Annotated in this window: 20 protein-coding genes; 13 read left to right on the top strand and 7 right to left on the bottom strand. The window is 38.3% G+C overall.

What is annotated here, in order from left to right; all coding sequences use genetic code 11:
* The first annotated feature begins 25 nt into the window (after positions 1 to 25).
* The 12 genes from INT04_RS05840 to INT04_RS05785 all read left to right on the top strand — a co-directional run bounded on the left by INT04_RS05840 (position 26) and on the right by INT04_RS05785 (position 5473).
* Positions 26 to 283 (top strand): helix-turn-helix transcriptional regulator, encoded by a 258-nt coding sequence (locus INT04_RS05840; RefSeq protein ID WP_193015232.1) that lies wholly within the window; start codon positions 26 to 28, stop codon positions 281 to 283.
* Positions 284 to 313: 30 nt separating this feature from the next.
* Entirely contained in the window at positions 314 to 859 is a 546-nt protein-coding gene (locus tag INT04_RS05835) for a hypothetical protein (protein ID WP_193015231.1), read from the top strand.
* 39 nt (positions 860 to 898) lie between these two features.
* Positions 899 to 1225, top strand: coding sequence for a hypothetical protein (locus INT04_RS05830; RefSeq protein ID WP_193015230.1), 327 nt, complete (start codon positions 899 to 901; stop codon positions 1223 to 1225).
* Positions 1226 to 1259: 34 nt separating this feature from the next.
* Positions 1260 to 1580 carry a hypothetical protein gene (locus INT04_RS05825; protein WP_193015229.1) on the top strand — a complete coding sequence of 107 codons (321 nt, stop codon included), beginning with the start codon at positions 1260 to 1262 and terminating at the stop codon, positions 1578 to 1580.
* Positions 1580 to 1762: a hypothetical protein gene (locus INT04_RS05820; protein WP_193015228.1), complete on the top strand. Its 183-nt coding sequence runs from the start codon at positions 1580 to 1582 to the stop codon at positions 1760 to 1762. The genes INT04_RS05825 and INT04_RS05820 overlap by 1 nt, the downstream gene beginning before the upstream one ends.
* Positions 1755 to 2108: a hypothetical protein gene (locus INT04_RS05815; protein ID WP_193015227.1), complete on the top strand. Its 354-nt coding sequence runs from the start codon at positions 1755 to 1757 to the stop codon at positions 2106 to 2108. Before INT04_RS05820 ends, INT04_RS05815 begins: the two co-directional genes overlap by 8 nt.
* A 72-nt stretch (positions 2109 to 2180) precedes the next feature.
* Positions 2181 to 3350, top strand: a complete 1170-nt coding sequence (gene dcm, locus INT04_RS05810) for a DNA (cytosine-5-)-methyltransferase (RefSeq protein WP_193015226.1) — start codon at positions 2181 to 2183, stop codon at positions 3348 to 3350.
* 90 nt (positions 3351 to 3440) lie between these two features.
* The gene (locus INT04_RS05805; protein WP_193015225.1) at positions 3441 to 3806 is read left to right on the top strand and encodes a DUF2528 family protein; all 366 of its coding nucleotides are present in this window, start codon (positions 3441 to 3443) and stop codon (positions 3804 to 3806) included.
* Between the two features lie 3 nt (positions 3807 to 3809).
* The gene (locus INT04_RS05800) at positions 3810 to 4178 is read left to right on the top strand and encodes a phage protein NinX family protein (protein WP_193015224.1); all 369 of its coding nucleotides are present in this window, start codon (positions 3810 to 3812) and stop codon (positions 4176 to 4178) included.
* A gap of 19 nt (positions 4179 to 4197) precedes the next feature.
* Positions 4198 to 4635: an SAM-dependent methyltransferase gene (locus INT04_RS05795; protein ID WP_413465705.1), complete on the top strand. Its 438-nt coding sequence runs from the start codon at positions 4198 to 4200 to the stop codon at positions 4633 to 4635.
* Complete coding sequence (locus tag INT04_RS05790; RefSeq protein WP_036936129.1) at positions 4632 to 5273, top strand: MT-A70 family methyltransferase; 642 nt, start codon at positions 4632 to 4634, stop codon at positions 5271 to 5273. Before INT04_RS05795 ends, INT04_RS05790 begins: the two co-directional genes overlap by 4 nt.
* Before the next feature lie 2 nt (positions 5274 to 5275).
* Positions 5276 to 5473 carry a hypothetical protein gene (locus tag INT04_RS05785; RefSeq protein WP_036936127.1) on the top strand — a complete coding sequence of 66 codons (198 nt, stop codon included), beginning with the start codon at positions 5276 to 5278 and terminating at the stop codon, positions 5471 to 5473.
* Between the two features lie 195 nt (positions 5474 to 5668).
* On the opposite strand, the gene INT04_RS05780 is transcribed toward INT04_RS05785, so the two are convergent.
* From INT04_RS05780 to guaB, 3 genes are all read right to left on the bottom strand, one after another.
* Positions 5669 to 6865 carry a tyrosine-type recombinase/integrase gene (locus INT04_RS05780; RefSeq protein WP_193015222.1) on the bottom strand — a complete coding sequence of 399 codons (1197 nt, stop codon included), beginning with the start codon at positions 6863 to 6865 and terminating at the stop codon, positions 5669 to 5671.
* A 218-nt stretch (positions 6866 to 7083) separates the two neighbouring features.
* Entirely contained in the window at positions 7084 to 8661 is a 1578-nt protein-coding gene (guaA, locus tag INT04_RS05775) for a glutamine-hydrolyzing GMP synthase (RefSeq protein ID WP_193015221.1), read from the bottom strand.
* A gap of 83 nt (positions 8662 to 8744) precedes the next feature.
* Positions 8745 to 10211 carry an IMP dehydrogenase gene (guaB, locus tag INT04_RS05770; protein WP_036936121.1) on the bottom strand — a complete coding sequence of 489 codons (1467 nt, stop codon included), beginning with the start codon at positions 10209 to 10211 and terminating at the stop codon, positions 8745 to 8747.
* 169 nt (positions 10212 to 10380) lie between these two features.
* On the opposite strand from guaB, the gene xseA reads away from it, so the two are divergent.
* Positions 10381 to 11763 carry an exodeoxyribonuclease VII large subunit gene (gene xseA / locus INT04_RS05765; RefSeq protein ID WP_193015220.1) on the top strand — a complete coding sequence of 461 codons (1383 nt, stop codon included), beginning with the start codon at positions 10381 to 10383 and terminating at the stop codon, positions 11761 to 11763.
* Positions 11764 to 11864: 101 nt separating this feature from the next.
* On the opposite strand, the gene INT04_RS05760 is transcribed toward xseA, so the two are convergent.
* The 4 genes from INT04_RS05760 to INT04_RS05745 all read right to left on the bottom strand — a co-directional run bounded on the left by INT04_RS05760 (position 11865) and on the right by INT04_RS05745 (position 18172).
* Complete coding sequence (locus INT04_RS05760; RefSeq protein ID WP_193015219.1) at positions 11865 to 14108, bottom strand: TonB-dependent receptor; 2244 nt, start codon at positions 14106 to 14108, stop codon at positions 11865 to 11867.
* A gap of 169 nt (positions 14109 to 14277) precedes the next feature.
* Positions 14278 to 16446 carry a S9 family peptidase gene (locus INT04_RS05755; RefSeq protein WP_193015218.1) on the bottom strand — a complete coding sequence of 723 codons (2169 nt, stop codon included), beginning with the start codon at positions 16444 to 16446 and terminating at the stop codon, positions 14278 to 14280.
* A 28-nt stretch (positions 16447 to 16474) separates the two neighbouring features.
* Entirely contained in the window at positions 16475 to 17284 is an 810-nt protein-coding gene (locus INT04_RS05750; protein ID WP_193015217.1) for an energy transducer TonB, read from the bottom strand.
* Between the two features lie 18 nt (positions 17285 to 17302).
* On the bottom strand, positions 17303 to 18172 hold the full coding sequence (locus INT04_RS05745; RefSeq protein ID WP_193015216.1) for a ChaN family lipoprotein: 870 nt from the start codon (positions 18170 to 18172) through the stop codon (positions 17303 to 17305).
* Positions 18173 to 18222 lie beyond the last annotated feature (50 nt).

The raw sequence follows: 18222 nt of genomic DNA, 5'->3' as shown, positions 1-18222 counted from the left end.
ATACAGCTCCGCAAGGAGTTTAGATATGAATATTAAATTACCTATCAAACCTATCCGTATGCCTGCTGTTTTAAAGCTAACAGGACTTTCTCGCTCAACTATTCGCACCTTAGAGAAGAAAGGTGATTTCCCAAAGCGTATGTATTTATCGGTGCGCTGTGTTGCCTGGGAAGCTGAAGAAGTTGATGAGTGGTTGAAAAAACGTTCTCAATCAAGAAAGACGCCTAAGTATTACACCGAACGTAAGCGTAATGAAGCTGGGCAGTTTGTGAGTAACGCCTAACCCCTACCCGTTCAACCAAAGGATATAACCATGAAAAATAAAGTTGTTTTATATAATTCATCAGAATCAGCAAGCATCAAAACTATTACTGGCTGGGTTGATCGTGATGGTCGCTTTTGGGGTGATAACGAGCACCAAGCAAGATATTGTGGTGCAACTCATAATGTTTGTGATAAACACCCAAATCAAGAGCCATTCGTCATTAACTGGGGTTGCCCTGCTTGCAAGGAAGAACATCAGCAAGAACGATTTGAAAGCTTTGAACGTATTCAATGGGATGGTGAAACACCCATAACAATGTTTTTTGGTGATAAATACTTCTTTGATATCGATGATGTTCGTGATTATTGCGAAGAACACGAAGTATCTGTTGATGACCTAAAGCTAGTGTTATGTGAGCCAAATTACCCACATCAGTTAGATCCTAACGATATCTTTGTGGATGTCTTGCCGGAAGATGGTGAAGTTTCAGAGGAACTATATTACGCCTTTGAAGCGCTAAATAAAGTTATTGTCAATCACTCGCCATTAAGCTGGTCGCCTATTGATAAAGCGGTCATTGTCACATTGGATTAACCCACGGACTCAGTGCAAGGATGCAAACAGGAGATAGATATGACAAATAAACTCAAAGAAGAAATTAACGCACTTCAACAAGAAGTAGCTAGAGGTCATGTGTACGAGTGGGAATTACACAGACTAAATTTATTACTTTTAGTGATTGAGTATTACCTTTCAGAAAATAATGCCAAAGAGGCTCACTTGTGGGCGCAAAGCATATTCCAGTGGATTGACTCAGAGTTTTACGAAGAGATGAAAAGCAACACTGGAGATATTAACGCTTGGTTTAATAAACAAATGGAAGGCGCAGTAAGCACCGAGCAGGCGTTAAAAATAACTCGTGAATTATATCCAGAAACCGAAAAGCTACGGACAGCTTAATTTAACTCGCAGGGATGCAATAAGAGGAATGAATATGAATAGTTTTACACATTATGGGCAATTTATGAAATTTACATTGCCAGAACCAGACCCTAAGAATGTTTGTAATCTTTGCAGTGGTAACGTGGGTAAGGACAATTTGATTCAAGGTCAGGCGGCAAATATTTGTTTTGAATGTTCCGACTTAGCGAAAGAAATTGCAGATGAAAAGCGTAAGGAAATAGCAGAAAAGGAAATTCAGCAAATGGCAACTGATTTATCAACTGGTGGCATAGGTTTAGTTGATATGGGAATGGGTACTGCAAGAAAACATGCAGAGCGATTATATAGAGCTGGGTATAGAAAGGTGGAGTGATGAAATTAACAGAGCGTCAAATTAGCACATTAAAAAATGTAGATAATGGATATAGGCAGTTAAGCAATAGTATGTCAATTTTCTCGTTGGAGAATAAAGGGCTTATTAAGCTTCACCCAAAGGACGGATGGCAATTAACAGAGTTGGGTATTGAAGAACTAAAAAGGTGGAATGATGGATAAATCAAGACAGCAGTTTGAAGAGTTTATTAAGTTTCACATGGACGACGCAGAAATAAACAATAAATTCGAAACAGCAAATAACGGATTAAATTACGCTGACATCCATGTAGATATTATGTGGATTAGCTGGAAAGCATCACGCGAGAGTTTAATTAATAATTTACCAGAAAGCATTAATTGCACTACCGCACCAGAATTAATATGGCTACAAGTTGACCCCGAGCCAGATGAGATAAATAAACCTGAATTTCCAGTTAATTTACGTAGTGACGATGTAACTTGGTGTGCAGATAGAATTCATCCAACTGACACATTATATATTCGTGCTGATTTAATTCAAAAGTAAACAACCATGCAAATAATCGGATATGTATTACTCATGCTAATACGGGGTTCTGCACATCTATAGGAAATCAAAATGATATATTTAAGCTTGTTCAACGGAATATCCGCTGGGCGATTAGCGTTGTCTCGCGCTGGAATTAAATTTGATAAGTATTACATCGCTGAAATAGATAAATTCGCTAATAAGGTATCTGAATTTCATTATCCAGACAATATCCAATTAGGTGATGTTAATAATTGGCGCGAGTGGGATGTTGATTGGTCAAATGTGGGGTTAGTTACTGCCGGCTTTCCATGTCAGTCGTGGTCTGTGTCGGGGAAACAGTTAGGAGATAAAGACGAGCGCGGTAAATTATTCTGGACGACATTAGAAATAATGAGCCATGTATTAGAAAATAATCCAGATGCTAAATTCATGCTTGAAAATGTGAAGATGAAAAAGGAATTTGAGGAATATATAACACTGCATACGGAGCGCGCTTTAGGTTATGTAAATAAAACTCTTATTAATAGCTCATTAGTATCAGCACAAAATAGACAGCGTTATTATTGGACTAATTTTGAAGTTAGCCAGCCAGAAGATAAAGGTATTTTGCTGAAAGATATTATTGATGATATTAATTCGCATGGGTTCAAAAATAACAAAGTTATAAATAAATTGTTTAATGTAAATCCATCAGGGAAAGGAATGAATGGCAATGTTTATAGCGTAGATGGAGTTAGCCCAACATTAACAACAAATAAAGGTGAAGGAATAAAGATAGCGCTCAGATCATGCGAACCAAGAAAGAATATCAAGCAATCTAAAGACGGACTAATTCATGTTGCTAACGCCTCTGATATTAAAGGTAATGAACAGATAAAGCGTATTTATTCTGATGCTGGGAAAGCCCCAACTCTATCTACGTGCCAGGGTGGGCACAGAGAGCCGAAAGTCGCGATTAGAGATAAGAGTAAAACTATTCGCTCATCTGGACGCAATTCATATGATAGACATGAGTGGGATTCCATTACTAACTGTCATTATCGCAAATTAACTCCTACTGAGTGTGCAAGACTACAAACATTTCCCGACGGCTGGTGTGAAAATATAGTCTCAAATTCACAGTCATATAAATGCTATGGCAATGCGTGGACTGTTGATGTTATTGCTCACATATTTAAATGTGCATACAGAGAAAATAAACATGAAGCTATTCGTTCTACTGTTAATTATGAACAATCATGCAGCGCTAATATCTGAGGATTTATACACGCAATCGGAGTGCAATAAACATGCTGAATATTTAATGTCAGTGAGGAATGTTGAGGTTGTTTGTGGAGAAATATACAGATGAGACAAATTAAAATAAGTTCTGGTTCGTGGCAAAAAGATTTAGAAATGGTAATCACTGTTATCGATGAGGATAAATTTAAAAAATCATGTGAACAAATTAATAAATTCTATTCTGGTGATGAATATAGAGCTGATATACACGATAGCCATGAGAAAGCTGGTTTTGCAATGTTCTGTGCTGAGTGCTTCCAGCAAATAGCATTCAATAACTTCAAGGATGCAGAATGGCTTACCGAGCAATTCGATTGGTCTAAAGATAAAGGAATTGATGGTTATCCTTCTCTAGATGATATGGGGATTCGAATTGACGAAATAGAACCTTGGTTTATTGACTCTGACGATATAGAAATTACAGGATGGTAATCAATGAATAAATACACCGAACTATCTGACTTCGAGATTAATAAGCGCGTCTTTGTTGCTGCGAAAATAGAACATGAAGACACGAACTTACATAGTAATAAAGTTTTCTATGGTGATGGAGCAAACTGGATTGAATTTAATCCCTGTAATAACCCTACTGACGCAATGCCGATTATTATTGAGAATAAGATTAGCCTACTTGCTGGTGACGGTAATTTCTGGTGTGCTAGATATGGAGAGTGGAATATACTTCCTTGTCCATCTGGTATTGGGTTTATAGAAAAAGCACAAGTTATAAACGATAGCCCATATCGCGCAGCTATGGAATTATTTCTATTAATGAAGGATGCTGAACGTGAAACCAATACTTGATATGTGCTGTGGCTCTCGTATGTTTTATTTTGATAAACAAGATGACCGCGTTTTATTTAATGATATTAGAGCCGAAAAGCATATTTTATGTGACGGGAGAATTTTAAATATAACACCAGATATTATTTCTAATTTTAAAAACCTTCCATTACCAGATAATACCTTTTATCAGGTGCTATTTGACCCTACTCATTTAATTAGAGTTGGTAAAAATAGTTGGATGTTTAAAAAATACGGCTCGTTAAATAAAGACTCATGGAGAGACGATTTAAGTAAAGGGTTTAGTGAAGCATTTAGAGTGCTTAAGCCTGGTGGAACATTGCTGTTCAAATGGAATGAAACCCAAATACCTGTTAAACAAATTTTAGCACTAACAGACCAAAAACCAACAGCAGTACAGCGTGTAGGTAAAAATGATAAGACGCACTGGATCTCTTTTCTTAAGGAGGTTAAATGAAAAAATACGACCTTATCTATTGTGATCCTCCGTGGGATTACAAAAATAAAGTTTCAAACGGTGCTGCTAAAAATCATTATCCAACAACCTCCCTCTTCAATTTAACTCATATCCCTATTCATTCTATTGCATCTGATAACGCAGTTCTTGCCATGTGGTATACCGGTAATTTTGTACTCGAGGCTATTAAATTAGCTGAAGCTTGGGGCTTTAAAGTCCGCACAATGAAAGCTTTTACATGGGTTAAGTTTAACCCTTTAGCATGGCAACGAATTGATAAGGCTATTCAAAACAGTGAGTTATTTGATTATCACGACCTGTTTGAACTATTAGATGCTGAAACAAAAATGAATGGAGGAAACTACACCAGAGCCAATAGTGAAGATGTTTTAATCGCTACTCGAGGTAATGGATTACAGCGCATTAGTGCTAGCGTTAAGCAAATCGTATTTAGTTGTTTAGGTGAGCATAGCGAAAAGCCGTGGGAAGTAAAAAACCGTCTTGAAGAGTTGTACGGTGATGTAAATCGCATTGAGCTATTCGCTCGTGACATGTCACAAGGTTGGGATGCATGGGGTAATCAATGTCCTAACAACAGTATCGAACTTATCAATTCTCATTTTATTTGTAAGGAATAAATATGCCTGATATCGCAGATGATGCTAATGACTTAACGGCTCTACAAATCAACACCGCATTAGCAAACAGAGAACCACCAGCAAAAAGCTTAACTGGATTTTGTATCTGGTGTCGTGAAGAGCCTGTAACAGAGAACAGCGCTTACTGCTCTAAAGAGTGTGGTGATGATCATGCTCAGTACAAAAGGAAAAACGGATAATGATTATTGTACTCACATTATTAGCTGTGTACTTATGGCTTGCTGGATACCTATTTTCAGAGTCTAAGCACGAAAGCGACAATATAAAAGATATTGTGGCCAGACTGTTTTACTCCACAATCTGGCCTGTTGTTGGTGTGCTTTATCTATCATCACTACTTGCTTATAAAACACTTGGCAAAGAATGACTGAGCGTTAATCTTTCTCTTTTATCCATTCATCCACCATATCCGCCCACTCTTGTAACATCTTCCTGCGCTGTTCAGCATATTCAGCTTTGTTGTAAACGGCTCTAACGCCATTTTGAACGTGTGCTAAACATTTCTCTATCCAATCTGAGTTATAACCTGCTTCGTGCAATAGCGTGCTTGCCGTGCGTCGTAAATCGTGAATAGTAACCGATTCGAACTCAATACCTTTCTCATTGATACGTTTTACGGTGCCATCAATCACGTTATTCAATGCAGCATTAGAAAGTGGCTTTTTAATATCATATCGACCAGGCATTAAGTAATTGCTTCCCATAGCACAAACTTTCATACCAGTTAGGATATCCATTGCTTGGTCAGAGAGATAAATAACATGCTCTTTTCTCCCCTTCATTCGCCCTTTAGGGATCACCCATTGTCTATTTTTAAAGTCTATTTCATCCCATGTTGCATGAATAAACTCAGACTTTCTGACTAATGTTAGCAATACAAACTTAACGGCCAATTTTAAGGTTGGATAACAACTATAGTTTTCTAGTTCACGAAATAAGATACCGATTTCTTTCGGCGACATTGCCCTTTCGCGCGCTTGAAAAGTACCTATCGAAGATGCCTTTATTGCATCTGCTGGGTTACTAATTTCATAACCTCTGTCTATGGCATAAGTAAAAACAGAGCCAACAATCTCACGCACTTGTAATGCAGTCGCTTTTGCGCCCCTATCTTTTATCTTTTCACACAATGCTCTAAGCCGTGGTGTGGTGATCTCTTCTAGTTGAAGCTTGCCGAATACAGGATAGATTTCTTTTTCAATAATTGCTTCTTTCATGGCCCTAGTAGAGTCGGCATATTGGGCATCATTAAGGAAATTGACGGTATAGTCTTTGAATACCGTCCCTATTTTTTTACTCTCAATACCGTCACGTTTCTTTGAAGCTGGCGATATACCTGCGTTTAGTAGCCTTTTTGCTTCAATTAATTCGGCTCTTGCTTCTGCAAGTGTGATACCGTCAGCACTGTATCGACCAAAAGTAACCGTTTCTCTCCTTCCATTAAAACGATAATCATATCTAAATGAAATAACACCACTTTTTGTTACTGCAACATATAAACCATCTCTGTCAGACACTTTATAAAGCTTGTCTTGTGGCTTTAAACTTCTCAGTTTTGTATCGGTCAGCATGCTATAACCTCAATGCTGATACCGTCAAATGACAGCAAATTTATGACGGTATCAGTGTCTTAATTTTATAATTTATTTTTTGATACCGTCACATATACCGTCATTTTTTTCGGTTCTTGTCAACCATTACTAACCATATAAAACAAAAAAGCCATCAGTAACACACTGATGGCTCTTGGTTTTTTAACCTTTATCAACTAGTGCTGATAAACGATATTTTATTCCCACTCAATGGTTGCAGGTGGCTTGCCACTGATATCATAAACAACGCGGGAAATTCCACCTACTTCATTGATAATACGGTTAGAAACACGGCCTAAGAAGTCATACGGCAAATGTGCCCAATGTGCAGTCATAAAGTCAACGGTTTCAACTGCGCGCAATGAAACAACCCAGTCATATTTACGACCGTCACCCATAACACCAACTGAGCGGACAGGTAAGAACACCGTGAAAGCTTGGCTTACTTTGTTATATAAATCAGCTTTATGCAGCTCTTCAATAAAAATAGCATCTGCACGACGCAATAGATCACAATACTCTTTCTTAACTTCACCCAATACGCGAACCCCTAAACCTGGCCCTGGGAATGGATGACGATAAAGCATATCGTATGGTAAACCTAACTCTAGGCCAATTTTACGTACTTCATCTTTAAAGAGTTCTTTTAATGGCTCAACTAAGCCCAATTTCATATCGTCAGGTAAACCACCTACGTTATGATGTGATTTAATCACGTGTGCTTTGCCTGTCGCTGATGCAGCTGATTCAATCACATCTGGATAAATGGTACCTTGTGCTAACCATTTAACTTGTGGCTGTTTAACGGCTTCTTCATCAAAAATTTCAATAAAAGAATGACCAATAATTTTACGTTTTTTCTCTGGGTCGTTTTCGCCTTTTAGTGCAGTTAAGAAGCGCTCTTCTGCTTCAACATGGATAATATTAAGGTCGAATTTACCTTTAAACATTTCCATGACTTGCTCTGCTTCATTCAGACGCAGCAAACCATTATCAACAAATACGCAGGTTAAACGTTTACCAATTGCACGATTTAATAGTAATGCGGTAACAGATGAATCAACACCACCTGATAAGGCTAGAATAACGTGATCATCACCAATTTGCGCTTTTAAACGGGCAACAGTATCTTCAATAATAGCAGCCGAGGTCCAAAGTGCATCACAACCACAGATATCTAAAACGAAACGTTTTAAAATCGCTAAGCCTTGGTGAGTATGTGTCACTTCTGGGTGGAATTGAACACCATAAAAACGTTTTTCTTCATTGGCCATAATAGCAAATGGACACGTTTCAGTACTTGCTACTGTGACAAAGTCTGAAGGGATAGCAGTCACTTTGTCACCGTGGCTCATCCATACATCTAATAGTGGTTTGCCGTCTTCACTTACTGAGTCTTGAATGTCGCGGAATAATGCACACGTTTCACGGATTTCAACTTGTGAATAACCAAATTCACGCTCACCTGAAACTTCGACATCGCCACCTAATTGCATCGACATCGTTTGCATACCATAACAAATACCTAATACAGGAACGCCTGCATTAAAGACATATTCTGGTGCACGAGGGCTGTTGTCTTCTGTCGTACTTTCAGGACCACCAGACAAAATAATACCATTTGGATTAAATTCACGAATTTGTTCTTCAGTAACATCCCATGCCCAGAGTTCACAATAAACGCCGATTTCACGAATACGGCGTGCAATAAGCTGCGTATACTGTGAACCGAAATCAAGGATAAGGATGCGATGATTATGGATATTTGCTGTCATTTGTGGTGAATTCCAAAACAGATAAAGTCATAAAGTTGAAAGGCTTGTTCAGTATCGTTACACCAAGCCTTTCTCGGAATAAATTACATACCTAAGCGATAATTAGGTGATTCTTTTGTGATGGTTACATCATGAACATGGCTTTCCTGAATACCCGCACCACTGATGCGAACAAATTCAGCTTTAGTGTTTAATTCTTTAATGGTTGCGCAACCTGTTAAGCCCATGCATGAGCGTAAACCACCCATTTGTTGATGAACAATGGTTTTCAATAAACCTTTATATGCAACACGGCCTTCGATACCTTCTGGTACTAATTTGTCTGCGGCATTATCCGTTTGGAAATAACGGTCTGATGAACCTTTAGACATCGCGCCTAATGAACCCATACCACGGTAAGATTTATAAGAACGACCTTGGAACAGTTCAATTTCACCCGGAGATTCTTCAGTACCTGCAAACATTGAACCCACCATAACGCAAGCCGCCCCCGCTGCTAATGCTTTCGCGATATCACCAGAGAAACGAATACCACCATCAGCAATAACAGGAATGTTGCGATCTTTTAGTGCTTCAACCGCATCTGCAATAGCAGTAATTTGTGGTACACCAACACCGGTTACGATACGTGTTGTACAAATTGATCCTGGGCCGATACCGACTTTAACCGCACTTACACCCGCATCTGCTAATGCTAAAGCACCTTCTGCGGTTGCAACATTGCCACCAATGATAGGTAGATTTGGATATAAAGCACGAGTATCACGAATACGTTGTAGTACACCTTCAGAATGACCATGTGATGAATCAATAAGTAAAACATCAACCCCTGCCGCGACTAATGCAGCCACACGCTCTTCATTACCCGCGCCCGCACCAACAGCAGCACCAACACGTAAACGACCATGCTCGTCTTTACAAGCATTCGGTTTGCGTTCTGCTTTTTTGAAGTCTTTTACTGTGATCATGCCTTTCAGGTGAAAGTGGTTATCAACCACTAACGCTTTTTCTACACGTTTTTCATGCATTTTTTGCATAACGATATCGCGTGCTTCACCTTCTTGAACTGTCACTAAGCGATCTTTAGGTGTCATTACCGCAGTAACAGGTTGATCTAAGTCTGTCACGAAACGAACATCACGACCGGTAATAATACCGACTAATTCGTTGTCATTCGTCACAACAGGATAACCCGCAAAGCCATTGCGTTCTGTCATTGCTTGAACTTCACGCAGAGAAGTTTCTGGTGTTACGGTGATAGGATCAGTGACGACACCACTTTCATGTTTTTTCACGCGGCGAACTTCTTCAGCTTGGCGTTCGATAGACATGTTTTTGTGGATAAAACCTATTCCACCTTCTTGAGCTAATGCGATAGCTAAAGGCGCTTCAGTCACAGTATCCATTGCAGCAGAAAGCATAGGAACATTTAGGCGGATTGTTTCAGTCAGTTGAGTAGACAAGTCAGCAGTATTAGGAAGGACAGTGGAGTGTGCAGGAACTAACAAAACATCATCAAATGTAAGTGCTTCTTTTTTAATTCGTAACATAGCAATATCTCACCAAGGCGGCTTTTAGGAAATAGAAAATATTGCCGCGGAATTATACACACCGTAATCGGTTGCTTCTAGCTTTTTTTCAAAATATTTATTGATCCTGCCGCGAAGTTAGGTAGTATCAATCAATTAAGTCGTTGTTTTAAAATTTGATCTGGCTCACATGACACTACCAATAAACAATAATATTTTTACTGTTAGCCGTCTAAATAAGACCGTTCGCCAATTATTAGAAATGGAAATGGGTCGCATTTGGATCAGCGCTGAAATTTCCAATTTTACTCAACCCTCTTCTGGTCACTGGTATTTTACGTTAAAAGATACTAACGCCCAAATTAGGGCCGCGATGTTTCGTGGGCAAAATAGCAAAGTTAGCTTTCGCCCTCAGCATGGTCAACAAGTCTTAGTGCGTGCAACAATCACATTGTATGAGCCACGAGGTGATTACCAGTTAATTGTTGAAAGTATGCAACCTGCTGGTGACGGGCTTTTACAGCAACAATTTGAGTTATTAAAACAAAAACTCAGTGCAGAAGGTTTATTTGATGCTATTCATAAAAATTCCCTGCCATCACCTGCAAAACAAATTGGTGTTATCACTTCATCAACAGGCGCTGCACTACACGATATTTTAAATATTCTTCGTCGTCGCGATCCATCTTTACCCGTGCTTATCTATCCAACTGCCGTTCAAGGCGCTGAAGCACCTATGCAAATTGTTCGTGCCATTGAACTTGCTAACCGCCGTAAAGAGTGTGACGTTTTAATTGTTGGCCGTGGCGGTGGCTCATTAGAAGATCTCTGGGCGTTTAATGATGAACGTGTTGCCCGTGCTATTTTTGCCAGTAAAATTCCTATTGTCAGCGCCGTTGGGCATGAAACTGATGTAACTATAGCTGATTTTATTGCCGACCTTAGGGCGCCAACGCCTTCTGCTGCAGCAGAACTAATCAGTCGTAACAAACTTGAATTATTGCGCCAATTACAATCTCAACAACAACGTCTTGAGATGGCAATGGATTACTATTTAGCAAAAAAGCTTCGCGCAATAACACAGCTTCATCATCGTTTACAGCAACAACATCCTCATTTACGTCTTGCTCGTCAGCAAAATGTATTGGCTTCAATGCAACAGCGTTTAGTTTCTAGTTTTCAGCGACTATTGCAAGCCAAACAACATCAACAAACACAACTACAAAGACGCCTTAATTACCAAGCGCCTAGTTCCCAAATTCAGGCGTTACTTCGTCAGCAGCAACAGTTGATTTATCGTATGCGAGAAAGTATTTCACAACAGTTATCTCGTCAACGTGAACAGTTCGCTATTAGTTGTTCTCGTTTGGAAAGTGTGAGTCCTCTCGCAACACTTTCTCGCGGTTACAGTATTAGTGAAACAGAGTCTGGAGAAGTGCTGAAAAATACTAAACAGGTAAAAGTGGGTGATCCATTAAAAACACGTGTTGAAGACGGTTGGATCACCAGTGAAGTGGTGAAAACACAAAAAATAAGAGCAAAACGTAAAACAACCTCTAAAAAGAATGATTAGATCAAATCAAATAACTTAAGCTTTATGTAAATACAAAAGAAAAACGGCACCAAAATAATATTGGTGCCGTTTTTTATTATTTATATAATTATTACTTAATACTAAAAACGCACTTCTCCTGCAAATAGATAGCTTCTACCTCGAGCCGTTTCTCGATTGGCACCTGGATCTTGCATAAGTGGTGCCGAATTACTTCTATCAAGCGCATTAGAATAGTTTTTATTCATCAAATTATGCACTGCAAATTTTAGTGCGATATTTTTATTAATTTGATAATTACTATAAACATCAATTATCGTTGGGATATTATCTTGTTGCACCATAGGAACTTTACCCGTATCAGAATCAACACCCTCAGGTGAAGATTTACGCGATTTCCCTGTGATTTGGATCACGGTACCTAGTTCTAATGACTGGTCATCAAAGAAACGGACACCGGTATCAATAGAGGCATAATATTTAGGTAGTTCAGAAGCCGGTGTTTGCCCAAAGTCTGTACTAGCAATCGAAGTCGGTTGAGATGTTCGCTGGTCACTATAAGAAAGGTTTGTATAAAATACCCCTGCATCATAATTTGCTTGAAGTTCATAACCGCGTAAGGTGACGGGATCAAGACTATTAGTATAAAGATTAATATTACCGTCATATTCTATATTGCTGTAATCTTTCAATGTTAAACTGCCGTCATCTTTACAGCGTATCCCACCTTTACACACCAAATAAGAGTCACTAGAGATGTAATCTTTAATTTTTGAGTGATACCACAATCCTTTAAATCTTAAGCTGTCACCTTCAATAATTAAATCTGGACGATAGCTATTAAAACCAATTTGAACGGTATCGGCTTTTTCACTTTTTAAAAATGGATTCATTGAAGCGCCACCTTCATTGGCAAAAAAGATCTCTTGTGAGGTAGGCGCTCTCATTGTTTGTGCATAGCTGACAAACGGCTGGAATTCAGGAACAATTTCAGCGGAAAGTAACATGCCAGGGTCCCAATTTCTATCATGACGATTAACATTCATCTCACCTTCAGGGAAACAGGCGGCGGTTGGATCACAAGCAGGTTTACGTCCTTTAATATGATAATCCACATAATTTAAATTAAGATCTAACGTATAAATATCGTATTCAAATTTCATTTGTGAGAAGAAACTGGTTAAATCGTTTTTTCCTTTAGGTGCAAAGGTATTATATTCAACCATATTTTGTGATTGCCATGGATCAATAGAAGGCGCAATAACACTACGTTTGTATTCTGTTGACATTAATTTAGAGCCAAGTATTAATGCCATATCCAATTCACCATAATTAAAGCGACTGGTATTTTTTGCTACTAATGCGTCAGATATATTTTTGGCATTTGCTTCGCGCAAACTCACAAGAGAATCGCCTTCAAATTTTTGTGATGCTTGGCTGTGACTAAGCAGAATTTCACTATCAAATAAATCATTTAACGGTGTATAGCGATATTTCGCATAATAATCTTTAGCATCTATTTTGCGACGATTAAATTTGTTGTTATAAAAACGACCACTTAATTCTAATTCATGAGTATCATTTGGTTTTATATTTATTTTAGTGAGTTCTGAGTGTGGTCTTTGATTAAACTCTTTGCTTGTCGAAAATTCTTCACTATTAAAACCGGCACCATTTTTATAAGACGATTCTATTTTGTGTCCACTTAATGCCAGCATTGCACCCACTGTACCATTATCGTTAAATAAAGAGTGTTGCCCTGCCACAGCGACCATGCCGTTATAACCTAATCCATTCGTACCACCCACTGCTTTACTTCTTACTCCCCATGAATTTCCTTTAAATAAAACATCCTCGACACCAATAGTTTTAAAATTAGCGCTACCGGCTAAAGCATTAATACTATTTTCACCATCTTGTTGACCACGAGAAATATCAATTTTAATAATAAAATTCGGATCAATCATCGTATTAAATTGATTATAGGGTTGTGCGCCATGACTAATTTGGCTAGGTGATGTGCTATACATCGTTTGTGTAACACCATCTACCATCATATTAACGCGACCAAAACCACTAAGCCCGCGAATATTGACACTAACACCGGGTTGACTCACATCCATTTGAGTATATGTTCCCGGTGTTGAGCGCAATGCTTGCTCAACAGATCCAAGGTTATTAATTTCACCAATAGAACTATAAGCCCCTGGCTTTCCTAACGCTTTTTGCTCAGGTGTTTCTTTTTGTGCCGCAGAAATTTTTAAACGACTAAATTGAACCGTTTTATCTACTTCAGATGCAATAACAAGATGATTAACACCTGATAATAAAATAAGAGTGCTAAGTATTTTCCTTTTAAACTTCATAATAAACCTATTCTTTATTTTTATTTAAATAGGCTCACGCTGCTTTATATAAAATAATTAAACTAAGAAATAATATTATTATTGTTATATTAATTTAAAATAATAGCGCAGCCTCTCTTTAAGAGAGGCAGGCTAATTTTATTAAATTTATTTATTATGAATAACTAATCTAGTTAATATTTTGAGCTTTAAAATAGACTTCAGGTTGTTCTAACATCAGAATAAAAGCATATTCTTTTGCAGTATCACGTAAACGATTAAAACGTCCTGATTTACCGCCATGCCCTGCACTCATATTAGTATCAAGTAATAACAGGTTATCATCTGTTTTTAATTCACGTAATTTAGCAACCCACTTCGCAGGCTCCCAATATTGTACTTGTGAATCATGCAACCCTGTTGTGACTAATAAGTGAGGATAGGCTTTCGCAATCACATTGTCGTATGGACTATAGGATTTTAAGCGGAAATAGACATCTTTATCGGCAGGATTTCCCCACTCTTCATATTCCCCTGTGGTTAACGGAATTGATGCATCAAGCATTGTTGTCACAACATCGACAAATGGAACTTGAGATACAACGCCACGATATAATTCAGGTGCCATATTGACAACGGCACCCATTAATAAACCACCCGCACTACCCCCCATGGCATAAACATGTTTGGGTGCTCCGTAACCTTTGGTAATTAGATAGTTAGTGGCATCAATAAAGTCAGTAAAAGTATTAACTTTATGTTCCATTTTACCTTGGTTGTACCAACGTTTACCTAATTCACCACCACCACGTACATGCACAATGGCATAGACAAAACCTCGGTCTAACAAACTTAAACGAGGAGAGCTAAATGATGGATCAATGCTACTACCGTAAGAGCCATAACCATAAATTAAGATAGGATTTTCGCCTTTCTTAAATAAGTCTTTGCGATAAACCAATGATACGGGAACTTCAACACCATCTTGTGCTTTTACCCAAATACGCTCACTTTCATACAAATCACGTTCAAAGCCTTTCACCTCTTGTTGTTTAAGCAGTTGCTTTTGATGTGTTTGCATATTCCATTGATAAGTTGAAGATGGTGTTGTCATGGAGGTATAACCAAAGCGAAGCTCTTCACTATCTGCTTGAGGGTTAAAACCTAACCATGCCATATATACAGGATCATCAAAAGTCACATTGGTTGATTGACCTGTTTTCCAATCAATTTGACGTAATGACACTAGACCTTGTTTTCTTTCTTCAACAACCAACCAGCGATTAAAGAGATCAAAACCTTCTAAATCGACCTCTTTTTGTGGTGCGATTACCGTTTCCCAAGGCTTATCAATAGATGATGTCTTATAAAGGCCAAATAATTCACTCTCATGATTCGAACGAATATAGAATTCGCCATTAAAATGGTCGATATCATATTCACGACCATCTTGACGCGCAGAGAAAATCACCATTGGTTTTTCAGGTGCATTGGCATCAATTAAGCGAGACTCTGAAGTTGTGGAGCTTTCAATAGAAACCAGAATGTAATCTTCTGATTTACTTTTACCCATCCAGGTATAAAAGCGATCGTCATTCTCTTCAAAAATTTTGACGTCTTGTTTGCGATCAGTGCCATATTGATGGCGATAAATTTGATAAGGCAGTAGCGTTTGCGGATCTTTATCAACGTAGAACAGTGTCTTACTGTCATTTGCCCACACCAAGTTTGCCGAAATATCCGTTAATACATTCTCGTTCCATGTATTATCTGATAACGCTTTATAAGCAACATTGTAATTTCTGCGCCCTTCTTTATCTTCAGCAATAGCAATACGTTTGTTATCTGGGCTAATAGTCAGATCACCCAATTGATAGAATTCATGCCCTTTAGCGCGTTCATTTCCATCAACAAGCACTTCCCATTCTGCTTCGCTACCAACAGGCTTACGTTGATAAATTGGGAAATCTTTACCTTCTTGGTAGATAGTACGATAGGTATAACCATTATAAATATAAGGTACTGACTCATCGTTTTGAGCCATACGGCTGACCATTTCATTAAAGAGTGTTTCTTCTAATGCCTTACCTTCTTTCATTACGGATTCGGTATAGGCATTTTCAGCATTGAGATAATCGAGTACTTTAGGATCTTTGCGTGAATCATCTCTTAGCCAATAATAATTATCGGTACGTGTGTCACCATGTTCAGTCATCACATGAGGCACTTTATTCGCTTTTGGTGGCATCACTAGGGAGTCCTTTTGATTTTGAGCCAATGCAGGTGTTGCTGAAATTAACAAAGCCATGATCGCACTCGTTAATTGCAACGTCATCCGTTTTTTTGTTGCGACTAGCATAACGTTTTATTTCCTTTTTAACCTGACGTTAGAACGTTAGTGTAGAAAACTCAATTGGCATTTCAACTATTATTTTACCTTTCGACAATAACTCAATTGGCGGTATTGGTAAGGGCTCTGCACGTTTGAGTACTCTTTGTGCTTCTCTGTCTAAAGAACGAACACCACTACTAAAAATTAATTCACTAGATAAGACATAACCTTGTTCATCAACAATAAAGCGTACTTTAGAAATTCCTGTTCTGCCTTTGCTTTTTGCTTCTTCAGGATAAGCTTTATAGCGATTAAGATGTCCTTTCGTTTTAGCTTGCCATAGCGCTAATGCACTTTCTGTACTGTCTGAGTCACTATCATAATTTGCACTGACATCATTCGATTGCTGTTTAGCTGTAGAACGACTGCTTGAAGATGCCGATTGGCTAGACACATTCTCACTAATAGTCGGCGCGGGCTTCACGGGTGATGTAGCCGGTGTGACTTTAGCCGTTTGCTCCACATTGACTCTTTTTTTAGGTTTTTCGATAAGAATATCCGCATTTTCATTCACCACGAGATCAAGTTGCTTCTCAGCAATGTCCTGCTCTACCTTTTTATGGCTAGCAACAGAAAGTTGTTGATCTATACCGATAACCTGTTTTTCATCACTCAATGCTTGCACATTTTCACTTAAGCTCATCATAACGGCTAATTCAGGCTCTTGTATTAATATCGTATTTTCTTTATTGAGGTAAAAATAAGTCATGACAAAAACAGCATGCACACCGATAGCCAAAATTAATGCCTTATAACTACAAAACTGAAGCTTTGGCATTTGATCCATACAAGAGGAGATAAGCATAATCGTATTATCAATAAATTAAGGTAATGCAACGGGAGTTATCCAAAGATAATCAGCATGTATTGAGGTAATATCGCTTCCCTCTTCAGCCATTATCACCACAGTTACTTTTTCATCTGGCGCTAAATCGGCAATATGTAAAGGAACGCCCATGACTTTTGTCGCATGAAAAGAACCCACAATAAGTAACGCAGGCACAGGGGCATCTAATAAACTTTTTGCCATTGCACGATCACGTAGTTGTTGAATCGCCGTCATTTTCTCAACTTGCGTTTTATCAAGTGCTCCACCATGAGAAAGGGCGATCGTTTTTTGAATATGCTGGCGAACGGATGCATCCGTTGAATGCACACCATTAATGATAGGTGGGTTTTTATATGCATTAGATATTTCGCTACGATCAATATTGGCAGCTAATAAAGGATAATTTGCACGTAGCCCTTCCTTAACAATATTGCCATACCCTTTCCAAGGCCAGCCCGAATTCCATTTTAATTCGGCCATTAAACGCTCATCGCGTAGATATTCAGAGCCTGAATAGCGTTTTTTGGTACTATCAACTAAAGATTGCTGACTCGGCGTTAACATTTCCAGTAAAACTGCGCCTTGAGGACGTTTTTTGGGAAGTTCAGTCATTAGCCAATATTCAATATCATGGTGATAAGCATTGTCATGTTTTTCACCAATTATTACACGTGATTGATTTGCTAACTGCGTTAACAATTCATCTGCCGTGATCGCTTTCCCACTCTGAGTATCAATAATATTTGCTGAATTAATGATTGATAGACTCGCTGTTGATACTGATTGTTTTTCTATTGAATGGCACGCTGAAAGGCTAATTAACGACGCTAACAGCAAGATCTTTTTTGAGATTGAGAAAAACATAATCGCCCTATTAGTTATATATACTTATTTTAATTTGGCGCATAGATTAA

Source organism: Proteus sp. FME41 (assembly GCF_014897315.1).
Lineage (GTDB): Bacteria > Pseudomonadota > Gammaproteobacteria > Enterobacterales > Enterobacteriaceae > Proteus.
This window is presented reverse-complemented; position numbering and strand designations above follow the sequence as displayed.

Bases quoted from the DNA above. Each gene is read 5' to 3' on its own strand.
- dcm (WP_193015226.1), top strand. From the start codon at position 2,181: ATGATATATTTAAGCTTGTTCAACGGAATATCCGCTGGGCGATTAGCG.
- xseA (WP_193015220.1), top strand. From the start codon at position 10,381: ATGACACTACCAATAAACAATAATATTTTTACTGTTAGCCGTCTAAAT.
- INT04_RS05820 (WP_193015228.1), top strand. From the start codon at position 1,580: ATGAAATTAACAGAGCGTCAAATTAGCACATTAAAAAATGTAGATAAT.
- INT04_RS05795 (WP_413465705.1), top strand. From the start codon at position 4,198: ATGTTTTATTTTGATAAACAAGATGACCGCGTTTTATTTAATGATATT.
- INT04_RS05760 (WP_193015219.1), bottom strand. From the start codon at position 14,108: ATGAAGTTTAAAAGGAAAATACTTAGCACTCTTATTTTATTATCAGGT.
- INT04_RS05790 (WP_036936129.1), top strand. From the start codon at position 4,632: ATGAAAAAATACGACCTTATCTATTGTGATCCTCCGTGGGATTACAAA.
- INT04_RS05800 (WP_193015224.1), top strand. From the start codon at position 3,810: ATGAATAAATACACCGAACTATCTGACTTCGAGATTAATAAGCGCGTC.
- INT04_RS05835 (WP_193015231.1), top strand. From the start codon at position 314: ATGAAAAATAAAGTTGTTTTATATAATTCATCAGAATCAGCAAGCATC.
- INT04_RS05830 (WP_193015230.1), top strand. From the start codon at position 899: ATGACAAATAAACTCAAAGAAGAAATTAACGCACTTCAACAAGAAGTA.
- INT04_RS05750 (WP_193015217.1), bottom strand. From the start codon at position 17,284: ATGCTTATCTCCTCTTGTATGGATCAAATGCCAAAGCTTCAGTTTTGT.
- INT04_RS05825 (WP_193015229.1), top strand. From the start codon at position 1,260: ATGAATAGTTTTACACATTATGGGCAATTTATGAAATTTACATTGCCA.
- INT04_RS05780 (WP_193015222.1), bottom strand. From the start codon at position 6,865: ATGCTGACCGATACAAAACTGAGAAGTTTAAAGCCACAAGACAAGCTT.
- INT04_RS05745 (WP_193015216.1), bottom strand. From the start codon at position 18,172: ATGTTTTTCTCAATCTCAAAAAAGATCTTGCTGTTAGCGTCGTTAATT.
- guaA (WP_193015221.1), bottom strand. From the start codon at position 8,661: ATGACAGCAAATATCCATAATCATCGCATCCTTATCCTTGATTTCGGT.
- INT04_RS05805 (WP_193015225.1), top strand. From the start codon at position 3,441: ATGAGACAAATTAAAATAAGTTCTGGTTCGTGGCAAAAAGATTTAGAA.
- INT04_RS05840 (WP_193015232.1), top strand. From the start codon at position 26: ATGAATATTAAATTACCTATCAAACCTATCCGTATGCCTGCTGTTTTA.
- INT04_RS05815 (WP_193015227.1), top strand. From the start codon at position 1,755: ATGGATAAATCAAGACAGCAGTTTGAAGAGTTTATTAAGTTTCACATG.
- guaB (WP_036936121.1), bottom strand. From the start codon at position 10,211: ATGTTACGAATTAAAAAAGAAGCACTTACATTTGATGATGTTTTGTTA.
- INT04_RS05755 (WP_193015218.1), bottom strand. From the start codon at position 16,446: ATGCTAGTCGCAACAAAAAAACGGATGACGTTGCAATTAACGAGTGCG.
- INT04_RS05785 (WP_036936127.1), top strand. From the start codon at position 5,276: ATGCCTGATATCGCAGATGATGCTAATGACTTAACGGCTCTACAAATC.